The following is an 18,747-nucleotide window of genomic DNA, read 5'->3' on the forward strand; positions in this document are numbered from 1 at the left end:
CGCGCCCTGGCGCGCGGTAATGTTGTTCCGATTGGAAAACACTCACGCCCACGAAACAGGACGATTAGACATGTCTAAAATCTTTGATTTTGTTAAACCGGGTGTCATCTCTGGCGATGACGTTCAGAAAGTATTCCAGGTAGCGAAAGAGAACAAATTCGCTCTGCCGGCAGTCAACTGCGTCGGTACCGACTCCATCAACGCGGTTATGGAAGCGGCTGCTAAAGTTCGCGCGCCGATCATCGTTCAGTTCTCTAACGGCGGCGCTGCCTTCATCGCCGGCAAAGGGCTGAAGCTGGAAGGCCAGCAGGCGGCCATCCTCGGTGCGATCGCCGGTGCACACCATGTTCATCAGATGGCCGAGCACTACGGTGTTCCGGTTATCCTGCACACCGACCACTGCGCCAAGAAACTGCTGCCGTGGCTGGACGGGCTGCTGGATGCGGGCGAGAAGCACTTCGCCGCGACCGGTAAGCCGCTGTTCTCTTCTCACATGATCGACTTGTCTGAAGAGTCTCTGGAAGAGAACATCGAGATCTGCTCTCAGTACCTGGCACGTATGGCCAAGATCGGCATGACCCTGGAGCTGGAACTGGGTTGTACCGGCGGTGAAGAAGATGGCGTGGACAACAGCCATCTGGACAACTCCGCGCTGTATACTCAGCCGGAAGATGTCGATTACGCCTACACCAAACTGAACGCGATCAGCCCGCGTTTCACCATCGCCGCCTCCTTCGGTAACGTACACGGCGTGTACAAGCCGGGCAACGTGCAGCTGACGCCGGTGATCCTGAAAAACTCTCAGGAGTATGTTTCCAAGAAACATAACCTGCCGCACAACAGCCTGAACTTCGTCTTCCACGGTGGTTCTGGTTCAACCGCCGCAGAGATCAAAGAAGCGGTCAGCTACGGTGTGGTGAAGATGAATATCGACACCGATACTCAGTGGGCGACCTGGGAAGGCGTGCTGAAGTACTACAAGAAGAACGAAGGCTATCTGCAGGGTCAACTGGGTAACCCGGAAGGCGACGATAAGCCGAACAAGAAATACTACGATCCGCGTGTATGGCTGCGTGCCGGCCAGACCGGGATGATCGAGCGTCTGGAACTGGCGTTCAAAGAACTGAACTGCATCGACGTACTGTAATCGTCGCGACGCGTTGAGAAACCCCGCCTAGGCGGGGTTTTTTTATGTGGCGCATCCGCCGCGGCTATGCCGAGGATGAATAAAAATTAGTAGTTATAAGTTTTTATTTTCAGATTTTTAGTGTGAATGAAAAGTGGAGTCTCTCGCTATTGTTAGCTACTCTGAAGCTGTTTTGGGCCGCGATCTGTGGCCTGCTTTTGCCTGTGCCGTCGACGAATGGGCCGTGGGCAGACAATGATATTGGAGGTTAAACAATAAGATGAAAGAATTGGATGTGGTAGATGGGATTCAAAACGCCGGTGGCTGGATCCTGCGTAATCAGGATCTGCTGTTGAGCTATGCCGTCAATCTGGTCGCCGCGGTGGTGATCCTGATCGTCGGTTCGTTGGTCGCGCGTGGCATCTCTTCGACGCTGACCCGCTTGCTGAAGGCGCGCGGCCTGGATGTGACGGTGGTTCACTTCCTGGCGGCGATGGTCCGTTACGGTATTTTAGCGTTCACCATTATCGCCGCCCTGGGGCGTCTCGGCGTTCAGACCACCTCGGTGATCGCGGTACTCGGCGCCGCCGGTTTGGCTATTGGCCTGGCGCTGCAAGGCTCGCTGTCTAACTTCGCCGCCGGTGTCCTGCTGGTGCTGTTCCGCCCGTTCCGCGCCGGTGAGGTAGTGGATTTAGGCGGCGTGGTGGGGACGGTGCGTGAGGTGCAGATCTTCTCGACCACCCTGGCGACGGCGGACAACAAGATTATCGTGGTGCCTAACGGTAAGATCATCGCCGGCAACATCATCAACTTCTCGCGCGAACCGAAACGGCGCGTCGATATCACCGTCGGGGTGGCGTATGACGCCGATATCGATGTGGTGAAGCGGGTGCTCGGCGAGGTCGTCGCGGCGGATACGCGTATTCTGCATGACGATGGCGTGACCATTCGCTTGAACGAGATGGCGGCCTCCTCACTCAATTTTGTGGTGCGTGTCTGGAGTAACAACGCCGACTACTGGGCCATCTATTTTGATTTGATGGAGAATTTTAAGCGCGCGTTGGATGCCAATAATATCGGCATTCCCTTCCCACAGATGGATGTGCACCTCTACCGTAGCCAGGTTAGCAAGGCTCGCGCCGAGTAACCGCCCCCGCTTGCTGGCCGGGCCTGCCCTGGCCAGCAACGATAAGCCCGCCTAATCGTCGATAAGAAATCCCCATTTCCGCTCTCCTACGCAGTTGATTATGATGTCTCGCATCCGCTCATTGTGCTAATTGCTCAATTTTTAAGGAAATATTCATCATGTTCTCCATCTTTGCTCAGGGCTTCGCCCTGGGTGCGGCCCTGATTTTGCCCTTGGGACCGCAGAATCTGTTCGTGCTTAACCATGGCATCCATCGTCACCACCATCTGACCATTGCCAGCCTGTGTGCCCTGAGCGATTTGCTGCTGATCTGCGCCGGTGTCTTCGGTGGCAGTGCGCTGTTATTGCGCTCGCCGCTGTTGTTACAGGGGGTGACTTGGGGCGGGGTGGCCTTTCTGTTGTGGTATGGCTGGGGCGCTTGGCGAGCCGCCTGGCGTCCGGCGACGACGGAGCGGGACGATAGCCTATTACAGCAGGGGCGCTGGCGTATCATCGTCACCCTGTTGGCCGTCACTTGGCTCAATCCGCATGTCTATCTGGATACCTTCGTGGTGTTGGGCAGCTTGGGGGGGCAGCTGTTGGCGGAGCCGCGTCGCTGGTTCGCCTTCGGCGCGGTGAGCGCCTCGGTGGTGTGGTTCTTTAGTCTGGCGCTGTTGGCCGCTTGGTTGGCACCCTGGCTGCGGCGTCCCCGGGCGCAACGCGCCATCAATCTGTTGGTCGGTGCGGTAATGTGGTTTATCGCGCTGGAGCTGGCGCGCCAAGGATGGGCACAGTAGGCAATTATCCGATACCCGTCATGCCGTTGGCGCGCTATGCTATTTGGGAGTCTACCGCTACGGCGGTGGGAAATGGCCGGGAGGTACGCTATCCCGGTGTGTGGCGCAGGGCGACTCCCCTGGCAATGAGGCAGTAAAGCGGAGGATAAGCGTGAAACTAACAGTATTGGCCTTGGCCGCAATGATGGGTGTCGGTGGGGTAGCGTTGAATGCGCAGGCGGCCGAGATGCCAGAAGGTCCGCATGTGGTGACGTCGGGCACCGCCAGCGTCGACGCCGTTCCTGATATGGCGACCCTGACCTTCCAGGTCAGCGCCAGTGCCAAGGATGCCGCCGGTGCCAAGTCGCAGGTTGATCAACGCGTGGCGAAATATTTCGACTTTTTAAAGCGTAACGGTATCGAGACGCAGGATATCAGCGCCGCCAACCTGTATACCATGCCGGAGTATGATTACCAGAAGGATGGTAAGAGCCAGCTGAAGGGCTATCGCGCGGTGCGTACCGTGCAGGTCACACTGCGTCAGCTCGATAAGTTAAACAGCCTGCTGGATGGCGCCTTAAAGGCGAACCTCAACGAGATCCGCTCCGTCGAGCTGGGTGTCGCCAAGCCGGAGGTGTATCGCGAGCAGGCGCGCCAGATGGCGATCAAGAATGCGATCTCCCAGGCCGAGTCGCTGGCGCAGGGCTTTGGCGTCAAGCTGGGGCCGGTGTATAGCATCCGTTATCATGTTTCCAACTTCCAACCGGAGCCGGTGACGCGCATGTATGCGGCGGCCCCTTCGGCGAATCAGACCTCGGCGGCGCAGACTTATGAGCAACAGACTATTCACTTCGACGATCGCGTCGAGGTGGTGTTTAATCTGAATAAATAACGACTGGTCGGTGAGTGACGGGATCGCATGCGATCCCGTTTTTTTTATGTGTGCTTATGCCAACTCCGTTTCGGCCTGATGGCGACGCCGAAAGCGGAGGATCAGTCCTGGCGCAGGACGTTACGGCCGTGGCTGAGCAGCGCATCGGTGACGCGGCGCATCAGGCGGCTCTCCGGGGCGAAACGGTGCCAATAGAGCATGCGGCGCTGTACCATCCCGGGGGTCAAATCGACTAAGACGCCCTCGCGGAGCTCCCGCTCGACCTGCAGGTGCGGCAGCATACAGCAGGTGGTGCCTTGAAGCGCCAATTGGACGAAGGCCTCGGAGGAGTTGACGATGTGGCAGGGCACACTCCCCGGCGGCAGCTCGAAGTTTTGCTGCAGGAAGGCCTGGTGCATGTCGTCCAGATGGTCGAATGCCACCGCCGGCGCTTTGAGCAGGGAGGAGCGTGTCACTCCGTTAGGGAAGTAGCGCTCGGCGAAGGCGGGCGAGGCGCAGAACAGATAGTCTAAGGCGCCCAGGCGATCCACCAGGCAACTCGGCAGCGGCTGAGGCTGCAAACTCACCGCCCCGACCACCTCACCACGCCGCAGGCGTTCCTGAGTGCGACTTTCGTCTTCGACCTGTAGGTTGAGGCGCAACGGGGAGTCGGCTAAGACGGGTTTGAGCGCTGGCAGCAACCAGGTCGCCAGACTGTCGGCGTTGACCGCCAGAGAGAGCAGCAGAGGGCCATCACTGCTATTGTCGTTGCCCAGCCACTCCTCTTCCAACAATTCGACCTGATGCAGTAGCGCGAGGAGACGCTGTCCTTGCTCGGTCGGACGCGGCGGTACGGTACGCACCAGCAGCGGTTGACCAAAGAGATTTTCCAGTTGCTTGATGCGTTGCGATACCGCCGACTGCGTGATGCAAAGTTTCTGTGCCGCGCGTTCGAAGCCGCGCTCGCGGATGACAGCGTCCAGTGCCTGCAAGGTCCGGTAGTCCGGGCGTTTCATTATGGTCTTTATCCCCTTGGATCCATTTTTTGTTATCGGTAAAGCGCAATTGCTCACGTTGGAAAACGGCACAAGCGAACTATCCCCCTCGTGGAGAGGGAGGCTCGAGTCAGGCGCCGCGTGGCGGCTGGCGGCGTGGCCGTTACCGCAATATGCCACATTTTTCCGCTTGTCGCGGATAAAATCGGGGGGTGCAACGGGAAAAACACAGGACGAGGGCGTAAATTTGCGCTCCCATGGTGGGGTATTTTCGTGCGCTGCTCTATAATACGCACACGTTTTCGTAGCAAAGTCCATAGGATACGGTATGACGCAGGATGAATTGAAGAAAGCTGTGGGTTGGGCCGCATTGCAGTATGTGCAGCCCGGTACGATTGTTGGGGTTGGCACCGGCTCCACCGCCTCTCATTTTATTGATGCGCTGGCGACCATGAAGGGTCAGATCGAAGGCGCAGTCTCTAGCTCCGATGCCTCCACCGCCAAGCTGAAGAGCCTGGGGATCCCGGTATTCGACCTCAATGAGGTGGATGCGCTGGATATCTATGTGGATGGCGCGGATGAGATCAATCACGCGATGCAGATGATCAAGGGCGGCGGCGCGGCGTTGACGCGCGAGAAGATCGTCGCCGCGGTGGCGAAGAAGTTTGTCTGTATCGTCGATGCTTCTAAGCAGGTCGATATCCTGGGTAACTTCCCGTTGCCGGTCGAGGTGATCCCGATGGCGCGCTCCTACGTGGCGCGAGAGCTGGTGAAACTCGGTGGTCAGCCGGTATACCGCCAGGGGGTGCTCACCGATAACGGCAATGTGATCCTGGATGTACACAATCTGCAGATCATGGAGCCCTGCAAGCTGGAAAACGCCATCAATGCCATCGCCGGTGTGGTGACGGTGGGGCTGTTTGCCAATCGTGGTGCCGATGTGGTGTTGGTCGGCTGCGCGGAGGGGGTGAAAACCCTGACGGCCTGATCGTGTCGGGGTGCCCTCGTTTGATGGGGCACCCTAGCCGCTACACCCATTTTTTTCTGCACGCCGAGAATTCGGTGACATCTATCACAGAATTGCCGCCATTCAATTTTTCCCGCTGATAGCTCGTTGTTTATTAAAATTTTCCGCAACTTTTCGCTACCCCGTCGTGCGCATTCGTCGGAGGCCGACTCCTGCCATGGCTTGCCGCCGAGGTAAATTTTGTTATGTTGACTAGAGTTTAAACAAACCATCTGCATAACACACATACGCTTTTCTCGGACAGTAGGGTAGATCATGGCCAAAGTTTCTATGGATAAGGATAAGATTAAGTTTTTGCTGGTAGAGGGCGTACATCAAAGCGCCGTCGAGGTGTTACGGGCCGCCGGTTATAACAACATCGAATACCATAAGGGCGCGCTGGATAGCGCAGCGTTGTGCGAGGCGATCCGTGACGCGCACTTTATCGGCCTGCGTTCGCGGACTCAGTTGAGCGAAGAGATGTTCGCCGCGGCAGAGAAGCTGGTGGCGGTAGGCTGCTTCTGCATCGGCACCAACCAGGTCGATCTGGCGGCGGCACAGCGCCGTGGGATACCGGTATTTAACGCCCCCTTCTCCAACACCCGCTCGGTGGCGGAGATGGTGTTGGGAGAGATCCTACTGTTATTGCGTAATATTCCCGAGGCCAATGCCCGCGCCCATCGTGGCGAATGGAACAAGCTGGCGGCTGGCTGCTATGAGGCGCGCGGCAAGAAGCTAGGGATCATCGGCTATGGCCATATCGGTACCCAATTGGGGATCTTGGCGGAAGGGATCGGTATGGATGTCTATTTTTATGACATCGAAGGCAAGCTGCCGCTGGGCAATGCCACCCAGGTGCGCCATCTGTCTGAGCTGCTTAACATGAGCGACGTGGTGTCATTGCATGTTCCGGAGACGGCGTCGACCCGCAATATGATCGGTGAGGCGGAGCTGGCGCGTATGAAGCCGGGGGCAATCCTGATCAACGCGGCACGCGGCACGGTAGTGGATATCGATGCGCTATGCCAGGCATTGGAGAGCCGCCATCTCAGCGGGGCCGCTATCGATGTCTTCCCGACGGAGCCGGCCACCAACAGCGATCCCTTCACCTCACCGCTGTGCCGTTTCGATAACGTGTTACTGACGCCGCATATCGGTGGCTCGACGCAGGAGGCACAGCAGAATATCGGGGTCGAGGTGGCCGGTAAGCTGGCGAAGTATTCCGATAACGGTTCGACGCTGTCGGCGGTAAATTTCCCGCAGGTTTCGTTGCCGATGCATGAGGAGCATGTCAGCCGCCTGCTACATATTCATGAAAACCGCCCCGGGATGTTGAAGGCGATCAACCAGATCTTTGCCGAGGAGGGGGTGAACATCGCCGCTCAGTATCTGCAAACGACACCGACCATCGGTTATGTGGTGATCGATGTCGAGACGGAGGTCGAGCGCGCCGAAGCGGCGCTACAGCGTATGCGCGCCATCCCCGGCACCGTGCGGGCCCGTTTATTATACTAAGCCCCTTAAGGCCGTCGCGGGAGTGGCGGCCTCAGCGTTAGCCCGGCGAGGGCGCGGCGTGAGGCGTGTCCTCCATTGCTCCGGCCTGAGGCCAGCGGTAGTGCGCCGATGGCGTGATGATCTCCGGCAGGGGGACATCCCAGTCGGCTACGGGCAGGGTTGCTACACGCTGGCAGTCGTGTGCGATCCCAATCGGATAGGGCCCCAATCCCCGTTGTCGCCGTGGGCGCCAATGGGCCAGGGTTCGATCGTAAAAACCGCCGCCCATGCCGAGCCGGTTGCCCGCGGTATCGAAGGCGACCAGTGGTGTCAGCATCAGGTCTAGCCGTGCCAAGGGGACGACGCGTGTCGCATCCAGGCAGGGCTCGTGGATGCCAAACGCGTTGCGGCGCATCGCCGTTTCCGGCGTGTAACGCAAAAAGAGCAGTTGGCCACGGCTGAAGGGGTGTAATACCGGCAGGGCGACCTGGTGGCCGCGTTGCCACAGGGCGGTGATCAAGGGTCGCGTATCGGGCTCGCCATCAAAGGGAAGATACAGGGCGATGTGACATGGACGGGCCAGATAGGGCAGCGCCAGTAGGCGATCCTTCAGATCCAAGGCGGCTTGATGTTGTTGCGTCGGCGACAGCGAACGTCGCAATGCGCGTTGGCGTTGACGGAAAGCGTGACGGGATGTGAACGCGAGGTCCTGAGGCATGGAGTCGACTCCGTGGCAGGATTGGCGTATTAGGGAATCTCCGAGGTGCCGTAGCAGGCTGTAACCCTTGAACCCGCGGTTCAAGGTGAACGTAACGTCGCAACTTTAAGGCTTCTCGGAGACCGAGCATGCTCACCGGTTGTGGAGCGCCACATTCTTAAGGTTTGAAATATCGGCTCAGGGGACTGGCCCGCGCACGAACACCTCAGAGAAATTTGGAATCTTGCTGTTTTCTTACTGTTTATACTAACACAACTTGCACTTTATGGAACGCTTTTCTTTGTAAATTTTGTTGTATAATCAGTAAGTTAATTTTACTCAAAAGAAGTACCGGGACGCTCGGTAATGCGTCCTTGCTCCAGCAGCGCCTGCTCTATCGTCTGCTGCAACATGCGGATCCTTTGCTCCATATTGGCGGCATAATCGCGGGTTTTCAACCGCTCCTGTGCCAGTTCGTGACACACATTCAACGCCGCAATGAAGACCAGTTGTTCCGTATTGGTGACTCTAGTGCGAACTTTTAGATCTTGCAACCGCTGATTCAGATCCTCCGCGGCCTGGTTCAAAGCATCCAGTTGTTCTGGCGGACAATTAACACGCAGTGCGCGGCCAAAAATTTGAATATCTACCGGCTGTGCAGACATACTACCTTCCCGCTCAATTTTGCGCCGCGTCCCCCCGGGAACGCTGTGGGCGCTAACTATATCTACCCCGCTATGCAGTGACAAGCCCTCGGCTTGCGATACGGCCCTTTCTGGTATAGCGACTCATCTTAGTGGTAGCATAACACGAACTTTACCTGTCAACGATGACCAATACGTATGTCTACAGAGAATAGCTTGGCGGATTACGCCGTACTGACGCAGGCCTTACAGCAACAGGGGGTGGCACTGACCGCCGCCGAGATGCATGGCTTAGTGAGCGGATTGTTGTGTGGCGGCAACCGTGATGCGAGCTGGCTGACGCTGGTACATGATCTGACGAATGAAGGGGTGGCCTTCTCCCAGTCACTCGCCCAGCCGCTACAGGCGCTCTATGCGCAGACGCGCGCGACCTTAGAGGGTGACGAGTTCGCTTTTCAACTGTTGCTGCCCACAGAAGAGGAGGCCTCGGTGTTCGTGCGTGCCGATGCCTTGGCTGGCTGGGTGAACCACTTCCTATTGGGATTGGGCATGATGCAGGCCAAGTTGGGCCAGGTGAAGGGCGAGGTGGGTGAGTCGATCGACGATCTGCGCAGCATCGCTCAACTGGGCTACGATGAGGACGAGGATCAGGAGGAGCTGGCTCACTCGTTGGAGGAGGTGGCCGAATATGTGCGTATGGCCGCCATGCTATGCCACGGTGAGTTCCACCAACAGGATGCGGCGCCGGCACAGCCTCAACTGCACTAATCTCCTCGCCGCCACGGCGCAATGCCGTGGCGTGTCAGCGTAACCGCGGCGTAGATCTTCATCATCGCTGTCGGCGCCTGACTGGATCGATGCCGCCTTTCCTTAGGGAATCGACGCCATGGGCTGTCGATGCTATTTGCCTTACCCTTTGTTTTTCCTATCGTGGTAGTCTAGACCCAATGCGTACTGTTCACGCGCGCACGGACGGATTAGGCGCCATGGCACGCACAGCCTCCTTTATCCAATGACCGCTACAGGCTTGTGTCGTGGGGCACGACGCGTAGGCGTCGCGCCAGCCGTATCATTTACTAGCCGATTTTCAGGAGATGGATATGACCCCGCAAGAGTATCAGCGTCGCCGTCAGGCGTTGCTGGCGAAGATGCAGCCGGGCAGTGCGGCGCTGTTTTTTGCCGCCCCGGTTCATTGCCGGAATGCTGAGAATGAATACCCCTATCGTCAAAATAGCGACTTTTGGTATCTGTGCGGTTTCAATGAGCCGGAAGCGCTGTTGGTGCTGATCAAGAGCGACGAAAACCATAGCCACAGCGTGTTATTCAATCGGGTGCGTGACGTGACGGCGGAGGTCTGGTTCGGGCGTCGACTCGGGCAAGAGGCGGCGCCGGCGCGCCTGAATATCGATCGGGCCTTGCCGTATGGCGATGTGGCGGAACAGTTACCGTTACTGCTGAATGGCCTGGATGTGGTGTACCACGCCCAGGGCGTATATGACTTCGCCGATGAGCAGGTGTTTGCCGCGTTGGAAACCCTGCGCCGAGGTGCTCGCCAGAATCTGCGCGCGCCGGCGACGCTGACGGATTGGCGCCCCTGGGTGCATGAGATGCGTCTGTTTAAGTCGGCGGAGGAGATCGCCGTGATGCGGCGTGCCGCCGAGATCACCGCCATGGGGCACACCCGGGCGATGGAGAAGTGCCGTCCGGGAATGTATGAATATCAGTTGGAAGGCGAGCTGTTGCACGAGTTTAACCGGCATGGTGCCCGCTCTCCCTCGTTTAATACGATCGTCGGCAGCGGTGAAAACGGCTGCATCCTGCATTACACCGAGAATGAAAGTGAGCTGCGCGATGGCAACCTGGTGCTGGTCGATGCGGGAGCCGAATACCGCCACTATGCCGGGGATATCACCCGCACCTTCCCGGTCAGTGGACGTTTCAGCGAGCCGCAGCGCCAGATTTACCAGCTGGTGTTGGATGCGATGGAGGCGGCCATCACCCATTATCGTCCCGGCAGCAGTATTCGCCAGGCCCAGGAAGCGACAGTGCGTGTGATGGTGCAGGGGCTGGTCGCATTAGGGATCTTGCAGGGTGACGTGGAAACGCTGATCGCCGAACAGCAATACCGCGCCTTCTTTATGCATGGCCTGGGGCATTGGCTGGGACTCGATGTGCATGATGTCGGCGACTATGCCACCCCGGCGCGTGACCGAGTGCTCGAAGCGGGGATGGTGCTCACCTGTGAGCCGGGATTGTACATCGCGCCGGACGCCGACGTTCCGCAAGCCTATCGTGGCATCGGGGTGCGTATCGAAGATGACATTCTGATCACCGACACGGGGTGCGAGATCCTAACGGCGGGCGTGGTTAAATCGATCGAGGAGATCGAGGCGTTGATGGCGGCGGCGCGGGTTACCGCATGAGTATCATCATCGCCGGAGGCGGCATGGCGGGCGCGACGCTGGCCCTCGCGCTGTCGGCGTTGAGTGCGGGGCGTTGTCCGGTCACGCTGGTGGAGTCGATTGCGCCGGGGAGCGGGCATCACCCCGGCTTCGACGCGCGATCCATCGCGTTGGCGCAGGGCACCTGCCAGCAGTTGGCGCGGATCGGCATCTGGCCGGCTTTGGCGTCGCATGCCACGGCCATCAATCAGGTGCAGATCAGCGATCGGGGTCACGGCGGCGCGCTGTGGCTGGATGCGGCCGCCTACGATCTGCCCGCTTTGGGGCAGGTGGTGGAGCTGCATCGTGCCGGCGAGCAGCTGTTTCGGCTGTTGGCGACGGCGCCGGGCGTGACGCTACACTGCCCGGCGACGGTGGTTCGGGTCGAACGGCAGGCTGAAGGCGTGACGGCTTGGCTGGCGGATGGGCGTAGCCTCTCCGGCCAGTTACTGGTGGCGGCCGATGGCTCTGCCTCGGCGTTGGCGACCCTGTGCGGTATGCGTTGGCAGAGCGAGTCCTATGCGCAGGCGGCGCTGATCGCCAACGTCGCCAGCAGCGAGGCGCATGCGGGTCGCGCCTTCGAACGCTTTACCGCCGACGGGCCGTTGGCGTTGTTGCCGATGAGCGAGGGGCGTAGCGCCCTGGTGTGGTGCCTACCGCCTGAGCAGGCGGCACAGGCGGCGCAGTGGGACGAGGCGACCTTTTTGGCGCGCTTGCAACAGGCGTTCGGTTGGCGCCTGGGGCGTTTTACGCGTACGGGGCGACGTGACTGCTATCCGTTGGCCTTGCGCCAGGCACAGGCGCATGTCAGCCATCGTCTGGTGTTGGTGGGGAATGCGGCGCAGACGCTGCATCCCATCGCCGGTCAGGGCTTTAATCTGGGACTGCGTGATGTGATGACGCTGGCGGAGACGTTGAGTCGCGCCTGGTGCGCGGGGCAAGATCCCGGCAGTTACGCGACCTTGGCCGATTATCAGCGTCGTCGCCGGCCTGACTGTCAGGCGACGGTGGCCTTGACCGACAGTCTGGTGCGCCTATTTGCCAATCGCCTGCCCCCGTTGGTGGTGGGGCGGAATCTGGGCCTGATGACCTTGGCACTGTTGCCCGCGTTGCGTACGCCGCTGGTGCGACGGATGTTGGGTCAGGTCGCACGCTAAGCCTTTTTGCTTGGGAAGACAGTAAGTTATGCAATCATTCGATCTCATTGTCGTCGGTGGCGGCATGGTTGGGCTGGCGTTGGCCAACGTCCTTTCGGGCAGCGGGCTGCGCATCGCCCTCGTCGAGCCGCAGCCCCCTCGGCCAGCGCTGGCGGAAGACGGGCGTGTCTCGGCGCTGAATATCGCCAGCGAACGCCTGTTACAACAGCTTGGCGTATGGCCGGCGATCCTGGCACAACGGGCGAGTGCCTGTCGCGGCATGGAGGTGTGGGAGGCGGATAGCTTCGGCCGCATCGCCTTCGACGCCGAGGCCTATGGTCATGCTCATCTGGGGCACATCGTCGAGAATCGGGTGGTGCAACAGGCATTGTGGCAGCGCGCCGAGCAAGATAAGGCGATCACCCTGTTGGCGCCCGCCCGTGTGGCGCAGGTGGCCTGGGGGGAGAATGAGGCCTTCTTGACCCTGGAGGGGGGGACCATGCTCAGTGCGCGGCTGCTGGTCGCCGCCGATGGCGCCCACTCTCAGCTACGTCAGTTGGCCGATGTCCCCTTGACCTTTTGGGATTATCAACAGCATGCCTTGGTGGCGACCATCCGTTGCGCGCAGCCGCACGCCGGGATCGCGCGGCAGATCTTCCGCCCGCAAGGTATCCTGGCCTTCCTGCCGCTGAGTGATGAGTTCCACTGCTCTATCGTCTGGTCGCTGCCGCCTGGCGAGGCGCAGCGCCTGCAGGCGGCTGACGATGAGACGTTCGCCCGTGAGCTGACGATCGCCTTCGATCATCGTCTCGGTCTGTGTCGTTGTGTCAGCGAGCGGCAGGTATTCCCGTTACGAGGACGCTATGCGCGCAGTTTTGCAGGCCATCGCCTGGCCTTGATGGGGGATGCGGCGCATACCATTCATCCACTGGCCGGGCAGGGGGTCAACCTCGGGTTGATGGATGCGGCGGAGTTGGCCGGTGAGTTGCGTCGCCTCCAGGCTCAGGGTAAGGATATCGGTCATCACCTCTACCTGCGCCGGTATGAGCGGCGACGCAAGCAGAGCGCGGCGGCGATGTTGGCGGCGATGCAGGGGTTCCACGATCTGTTTGCCGGAGCCAATCCGGCGAAGAAGCTGCTGCGTGACGTGGGACTGACGCTGGCCGATCGCTTGCCCGGCATCAAGCCACAGCTGGTGCGTCATGCCATGGGGCTGGTGGATCTGCCCGCACTCCTCCAAGCGCACAACAACGAGACGCGCTAAGCGCCGGGGCGGCATCGGCCGCCCTCGCGTGAAATATTCTAATGTCATGTCTCCTTTCGCATTAATTTTTCTTGCCCCGCCTTACCTTGCTCTTGCCGTTTTATGCTGCTTTTTAAGTCGATAAGGTTATTTATCGGCAATGAAAATGCAGCATAAATGTTAATTGTGTGCATCTGTGCGCATTTTTCCGGCGCAATATTCTGCATCATCGTTTGCGTGCATCTATGCACGCTAGACGCATTACACCTATTTTATCTTATGGTTAATCCCATTTTTCGGTGCTACCGTCGGAGCGATGTCATCGTTTGCGTATGGCGGCGCCATGCCTGGGGGCATGCCTGCGCGTGCGGCGTAAGCCGCGTTACTCAGTCGAGGATGAGAATGACAAAACAGACCGTGCTTTATGAGCAACATGTGGCCGATGGCGCACGTATGGTGGACTTTCATGGCTGGTTGATGCCGTTGAACTATGGTTCCCAGTTGGAGGAGCATCATGCCGTGCGGCGTGACGCCGGGATGTTCGATGTGTCGCACATGACTATCGTCGATCTACACGGCCCCAATGTGCGTGCCTTCTTGCGCTACTTGCTGGCCAACGATGTGGCACGACTGACGCAGCCGGGTAAGGCGCTGTATAGCGCGATGCTTAATGCGAGCGGGGGGGTTATCGACGATCTGATCGTCTACTTCCTGGCGGAGAATTATTTCCGTCTGGTGGTCAACTCCGCCACGCGCGCGCGCGATTTGGCCTGGATCGGCGAGCATCTGCCCCCGTTCGGCGTCGAGTTACGGGTCCGTGATGATTTGGCGTTGATCGCGGTGCAGGGGCCGAATGCGCGTCAGCGAGTGGCGGAGTTGTTGGATGCCGAGCAACGTCTGGCATTGGCCGATATGAAGCCCTTCTTCGCCCGCCAGATTGACTCACTGTTTATCGCCACCACCGGCTATACCGGGGAGGATGGCTATGAGATCGCCTTACCGCTCGCCGAGGCGGTGCCCTTCTGGCGGCGTCTGGAGCAGGCCGGCGTGCGTCCCTGTGGTTTGGCGGCACGCGACACGCTGCGTCTGGAGGCGGGCATGAACCTGTATGGCCAAGAGATGGATGAGCAGGTCTCGCCCTTGGCGGCCAATATGGCGTGGACCATCGCCTGGGAGCCTGAGACGCGCGATTTTATCGGCCGTGATGCCTTGATGCGTCAGCGTCATCAGCCGCATGCGCAACTGGTTGGTTTGCTGATGCGGGAGAAGGGGGTGTTGCGTGCCGGGATGACGGTGAGTCTCTGCACGGAGCAAGGCGAAGTGGTGCAAGGGGTGATCACCAGCGGTACCTTCTCACCGACGCTGGGGTGCAGCATCGCATTGGCGCGCGTACCACAGGGCATCGCGGGGGAAGGGCGCGTCAATATTCGTGGGCGCGAGGTGGCGGTCACGTTAGTGAAGCCGAGCTTTGTCCGTCAGGGCCGCAGTCTGATTTAACCCGAGGCGCCGGGGCGTCTCAGTCGACAAACAAGCTAGACAGTACTCAATTCCAGGAGAGGATGGCGATGAGCAATGTACCGACAGAGTTGAAGTATAGCGCGTCTCATGAGTGGGTGCGTGCCGAGGAGGCGGGGGTCTTTTGCGTTGGCATCAGCGATCATGCCCAATCCCTGCTGGGGGATATGGTGTTTGTGGATCTCCCCGAGCTGGGGGAACACGTCGAAACCGGTGCCGATTGCGCCGTGGCCGAGTCCGTTAAGGCGGCATCCGACATCTATAGTCCACTGGCCGGGGAGATCGTGGCGGTGAACGAGGCGCTGGTGGACGCGCCGGAGCTGGTGAATAGCGAGCCCTATCAGGCGGGGTGGTTGTTTAAGATCCGTGCCGACGATCCTGCCGAATATGCGGCCTTACTCAGCGCCGATGAGTATCAACGCGCGCTGGAGGCGTAGCGCGCCAACTCCAGGGCCGCCCTCGTTGGGCGGCCCTGGCCTATGATATGCCGGGCGCCGGGCGGCGGCGCAACCAAGGAATGCATAAGCTATGACGCAGACTCTCTCTACGCTGGAAAACGGTGAGGCGTTTATTGCCCGCCATATCGGGCCGACGCCGGCCGAGCAGCAGCAGATGCTGGCGGAGACCGGGGCGCCGGATCTGGCGACGTTGATCGCACGCCTGGTTCCCGTCGACATTCAACTTCCAGCCGCACCACCCATCGGTGCGCCCTGTGATGAACAGCAGGCGCTGGGTGAACTGCGGGCGATCGCCGAGCAGAATCAGATCTATAAATCCTTTATCGGGATGGGGTACTACGGGGTGAAGACGCCGCCAGCGATCCTCCGCAACATGCTGGAGAATCCCAGTTGGTACACCGCCTATACCCCCTACCAGCCCGAGGTCTCTCAGGGGCGGTTGGAGGCGTTGCTTAACTTTCAGCAGATGACGCTGGATCTTACCGGCCTCGATCTGGCCTCCGCCTCGTTACTGGATGAGGCGACGGCCGCCGCCGAGGCGATGGCGCTGGCGCGGCGCGCCAGCCGGCTGAAGCAGGCTTCGGTGTTCTTCATCGCCCAGGATGTGCATCCACAGACGATCGATGTGGTTTGCACGCGGGCACAGACTTGTGGCGTCGAGGTGGTCATCGGCGATCCGCGTCACGCCGTCGATCATCGCGATCTATTCGGTGTGTTGCTGCAACAGGTCGGTAGCGAGGGGCAGCTGCATGATTACCGCGCGCTGATGGCGGCGTTGCATGAGCGCGGAGTGATCTGTTGCATGGCCGCCGATCCGCTGGCGTTAGTGTTGTTGCAGGCGCCGGGGCGGCAGGGGGCCGACGTGGTGTTCGGTTCGGCCCAACGCTTTGGTGTACCGATGGGCTATGGCGGGCCGCATGCCGCCTTCTTCGCCTGCCGCGAGGCGTTTAAACGCGCCATGCCGGGGCGCATCATCGGGGTGGCGCGTGATGCCGCCGGTAATCCGGCACTGCGTATGGCGATGCAGACGCGCGAGCAACACATTCGGCGTGAGAAGGCCAACTCCAACCTCTGTACCTCCCAGGTACTGCTGGCCAACATCGCCGGGATGTATGCGGTCTACCATGGCCCACAGGGGTTGCGGCGTATTGCCGAGCGGGTACATCGTTTGGCGGATATCTTGGCGTTGGGGCTACAACAAAAGGGCGTGACGCTACGTAATCACAGCTGGTTCGATACCCTGACGGTCACGGTGGCGGATAAAGCGGCGGTGTTGGCGCGGGCGCAGGGATTTGGTATCAACCTGCGCGCCGATCTGACGGGGGCGGTAGGGATCGCCTTCGATGAGTGCAGCACGCGCGACGATCTGGAGGCGCTGTTTACCATCCTGCTTGGCGATGACCATGGCTTGGACATCGATACGCTGGATACCTTGGCGCAGGAGGCGAGTGAAGGCAGTATTCCCGCCGCACTGTTACGTAGCGAGCCGATCCTGACACACCCGGTGTTTAACCGTTACCACAGCGAAACCGCGCTGATGCGTTATATGCATCGTCTGGCGCGGCGCGATCTGGCGTTGGATCAGGCGATGATCCCGCTGGGATCCTGCACCATGAAGCTGAATGCCGCCGCGGAGATGATCCCGATCACCTGGCCGGCCTTCGCGGAGCTGCATCCCTTCTGCCCGCCGGAGCAGGCGCGTGGCTACCAGATCCTGCTAAACCAATTGGCCGGTTGGCTGACGCAATTGACGGGTTATGATGCGGTCTGCCTGCAGCCCAACTCTGGCGCGCAAGGGGAGTATGCCGGGTTGCTGGCTATCCGCCGTTATCATGAGAGCCGTGGCGAGGGGCAGCGCACCCGCTGCCTGATCCCGGCTTCGGCCCATGGCACCAATCCGGCCTCGGCACAGATGGCCGGGATGGAGGTGGTCGTGGTGGCCTGTGACGAGCGCGGCAACATCGATCTGCACGATCTGCGGCGTCAGGCCGAGGCGGCGGGCGAGACGTTGGCGGCGATCATGGTGACTTACCCATCGACGCATGGCGTCTATGAGGAGACCATCCGCGAGGTGTGCCAGATCGTGCATCAGTATGGCGGCCAGGTCTATCTGGATGGTGCCAATATGAATGCTCAGGTCGGTATCACTACGCCAGGTTATATCGGCGCCGATGTTTCGCACCTCAACTTGCATAAGACCTTCGCCATTCCTCACGGCGGCGGTGGTCCGGGGATGGGGCCGATCGGCGTTAAGGCCCATCTGGCGCCTTTCGTTCCCGGCCATACGGTGGTGCATATCCCCGGCATGACGACACGCCAGGGCGCGGTCAGCGCCGCCCCGTTCGGTAGCGCCTCGATTCTGCCCATCAGCTGGATGTATATCCGCATGATGGGGGCGGAGGGACTGCGGCGCGCCAGCGCGGTGGCGATCCTTAACGCCAACTATATCGCTCAGCGTCTGCGCGCCGCCTACCCGGTGTTGTATAGCGGGCAGGATGGTTATGTGGCGCATGAATGTATTCTGGATCTGCGTCCACTGAAGGCGAGCAGCGGCATCAGCGAGATGGATATCGCCAAGCGCCTGATCGACTATGGCTTCCATGCACCAACCATGTCGTTTCCGGTTGCCGGGACCTTGATGGTGGAGCCGACGGAATCAGAGGATAAGCGCGAGTTGGATCGTTTTATCACGGCGATGCTGGCCATTCGAGGCGAGATTGCTCGGGTCGAGACGGGTGAGTGGCCGTTGCAGGATAACCCGCTGGTCAACGCCCCGCATACCCAGACGGAGCTAGCCGGAGAGTGGACGCACCCCTACAGTCGCGACGTGGCGGTGTTCCCGACGCCCCAAAGCCGTGACAATAAGTACTGGCCGGCGGTGAAGCGCTTGGACGATGTCTATGGCGATCGTAATCTGCAATGCGCCTGTCCACCGGTGAGCGACTGGGCATAGGTGTAAGGCGACCGGGGGAGTGTACCCGGTTGCCCGCCTATCGGCTACGTACCGTGTATCGATTTGCCAGAGGGGCGCGGCAATGTTATGGTTGCGCCCCCTGATACGCCTTGAGGGCGTCATCACGTATCTGATTTCACCTGGTTGCGTGTCCACGTACCATTTTCTCGAATGAAATATTCTAATTCATTTCTCTCTCGCCGCCGAACGGCGTACTCGCCGCTTTTTTGAATAAAACTCATTATAAACATAGTGTTATATTTTTA

General features: G+C 59.8%; 16 protein-coding genes and 1 other RNA gene. 13 read left to right on the forward strand and 4 right to left on the reverse strand.

The annotated features are described in order from the left end of the window. Window positions 1-70 precede the first annotated feature (70 nt). The 4 genes from fbaA to DCL27_RS02565 all read left to right on the forward strand — a co-directional run bounded on the left by fbaA (window position 71) and on the right by DCL27_RS02565 (window position 3,920). On the forward strand, window positions 71-1,147 hold the full coding sequence (fbaA, locus tag DCL27_RS02550) for a class II fructose-bisphosphate aldolase (RefSeq protein WP_005296332.1): 1,077 nt from the start codon (window positions 71-73) through the stop codon (window positions 1,145-1,147). A 259-nt stretch (window positions 1,148-1,406) separates the two neighbouring features. Then, window positions 1,407-2,273, forward strand: coding sequence for a small-conductance mechanosensitive channel MscS (mscS, locus tag DCL27_RS02555; RefSeq protein ID WP_005282142.1), 867 nt, complete (start codon window positions 1,407-1,409; stop codon window positions 2,271-2,273). Between the two features lie 158 nt (window positions 2,274-2,431). Next, on the forward strand, window positions 2,432-3,049 hold the full coding sequence (argO, locus tag DCL27_RS02560; RefSeq protein WP_005282141.1) for an arginine exporter ArgO: 618 nt from the start codon (window positions 2,432-2,434) through the stop codon (window positions 3,047-3,049). A 151-nt stretch (window positions 3,050-3,200) separates the two neighbouring features. Further along, window positions 3,201-3,920 carry an oxidative stress defense protein gene (locus DCL27_RS02565; protein WP_005296335.1) on the forward strand — a complete coding sequence of 240 codons (720 nt, stop codon included), beginning with the start codon at window positions 3,201-3,203 and terminating at the stop codon, window positions 3,918-3,920. A gap of 101 nt (window positions 3,921-4,021) precedes the next feature. Here DCL27_RS02565 and DCL27_RS02570 read toward each other — a convergent pair whose 3' ends face one another. Then, a complete protein-coding gene (locus DCL27_RS02570) occupies window positions 4,022-4,915 on the reverse strand; it encodes a LysR family transcriptional regulator ArgP (RefSeq protein ID WP_005282136.1) in 894 nt (297 codons plus the stop codon). A 307-nt stretch (window positions 4,916-5,222) separates the two neighbouring features. Between DCL27_RS02570 and rpiA the strand changes: the two genes are divergently transcribed. Next, complete coding sequence (gene rpiA / locus DCL27_RS02575) at window positions 5,223-5,882, forward strand: ribose-5-phosphate isomerase RpiA (RefSeq protein ID WP_005282135.1); 660 nt, start codon at window positions 5,223-5,225, stop codon at window positions 5,880-5,882. Between the two features lie 294 nt (window positions 5,883-6,176). After that, entirely contained in the window at window positions 6,177-7,415 is a 1,239-nt protein-coding gene (gene serA, locus DCL27_RS02580) for a phosphoglycerate dehydrogenase (protein ID WP_035596552.1), read from the forward strand. A 37-nt stretch (window positions 7,416-7,452) separates the two neighbouring features. Here serA and DCL27_RS02585 read toward each other — a convergent pair whose 3' ends face one another. The 3 genes from DCL27_RS02585 to zapA form a co-directional block, all read right to left on the reverse strand. Next, window positions 7,453-8,112, reverse strand: a complete 660-nt coding sequence (locus DCL27_RS02585; protein ID WP_035596555.1) for a 5-formyltetrahydrofolate cyclo-ligase — start codon at window positions 8,110-8,112, stop codon at window positions 7,453-7,455. Window positions 8,113-8,145: 33 nt separating this feature from the next. After that, a non-coding RNA gene (gene ssrS, locus DCL27_RS02590) (6S RNA) lies at window positions 8,146-8,327 on the reverse strand. 99 nt (window positions 8,328-8,426) lie between these two features. Beyond that, on the reverse strand, window positions 8,427-8,756 hold the full coding sequence (zapA, locus tag DCL27_RS02595) for a cell division protein ZapA (RefSeq protein ID WP_005282128.1): 330 nt from the start codon (window positions 8,754-8,756) through the stop codon (window positions 8,427-8,429). 177 nt (window positions 8,757-8,933) lie between these two features. On the opposite strand from zapA, the gene DCL27_RS02600 reads away from it, so the two are divergent. The 7 genes from DCL27_RS02600 (at window position 8,934) to gcvP (ending at window position 18,481) form a co-directional block, all read left to right on the forward strand. Further along, window positions 8,934-9,503 (forward strand): YecA/YgfB family protein, encoded by a 570-nt coding sequence (locus DCL27_RS02600; protein ID WP_035596558.1) that lies wholly within the window; start codon window positions 8,934-8,936, stop codon window positions 9,501-9,503. A gap of 332 nt (window positions 9,504-9,835) precedes the next feature. Continuing rightward, window positions 9,836-11,158 carry a Xaa-Pro aminopeptidase gene (gene pepP / locus DCL27_RS02605; RefSeq protein WP_005296340.1) on the forward strand — a complete coding sequence of 441 codons (1,323 nt, stop codon included), beginning with the start codon at window positions 9,836-9,838 and terminating at the stop codon, window positions 11,156-11,158. After that, window positions 11,155-12,333 (forward strand): 2-octaprenyl-6-methoxyphenyl hydroxylase, encoded by a 1,179-nt coding sequence (gene ubiH, locus DCL27_RS02610; RefSeq protein WP_035596561.1) that lies wholly within the window; start codon window positions 11,155-11,157, stop codon window positions 12,331-12,333. The genes pepP and ubiH overlap by 4 nt, the downstream gene beginning before the upstream one ends. A 28-nt stretch (window positions 12,334-12,361) precedes the next feature. Further along, window positions 12,362-13,576, forward strand: a complete 1,215-nt coding sequence (gene ubiI, locus DCL27_RS02615) for an FAD-dependent 2-octaprenylphenol hydroxylase (protein WP_035596564.1) — start codon at window positions 12,362-12,364, stop codon at window positions 13,574-13,576. Between the two features lie 381 nt (window positions 13,577-13,957). Next, window positions 13,958-15,052, forward strand: coding sequence for a glycine cleavage system aminomethyltransferase GcvT (gcvT, locus tag DCL27_RS02620; RefSeq protein WP_005296344.1), 1,095 nt, complete (start codon window positions 13,958-13,960; stop codon window positions 15,050-15,052). A gap of 68 nt (window positions 15,053-15,120) precedes the next feature. Then, window positions 15,121-15,507: a glycine cleavage system protein GcvH gene (gcvH, locus tag DCL27_RS02625; RefSeq protein WP_035596567.1), complete on the forward strand. Its 387-nt coding sequence runs from the start codon at window positions 15,121-15,123 to the stop codon at window positions 15,505-15,507. A gap of 91 nt (window positions 15,508-15,598) precedes the next feature. After that, complete coding sequence (gene gcvP / locus DCL27_RS02630) at window positions 15,599-18,481, forward strand: aminomethyl-transferring glycine dehydrogenase (RefSeq protein WP_035596570.1); 2,883 nt, start codon at window positions 15,599-15,601, stop codon at window positions 18,479-18,481. Window positions 18,482-18,747: the final 266 nt, after the last annotated feature.

Source organism: Edwardsiella tarda ATCC 15947 = NBRC 105688, from assembly GCF_003113495.2.
In the GTDB taxonomy this organism is placed as follows: Bacteria; Pseudomonadota; Gammaproteobacteria; order Enterobacterales; family Enterobacteriaceae; genus Edwardsiella; species Edwardsiella tarda.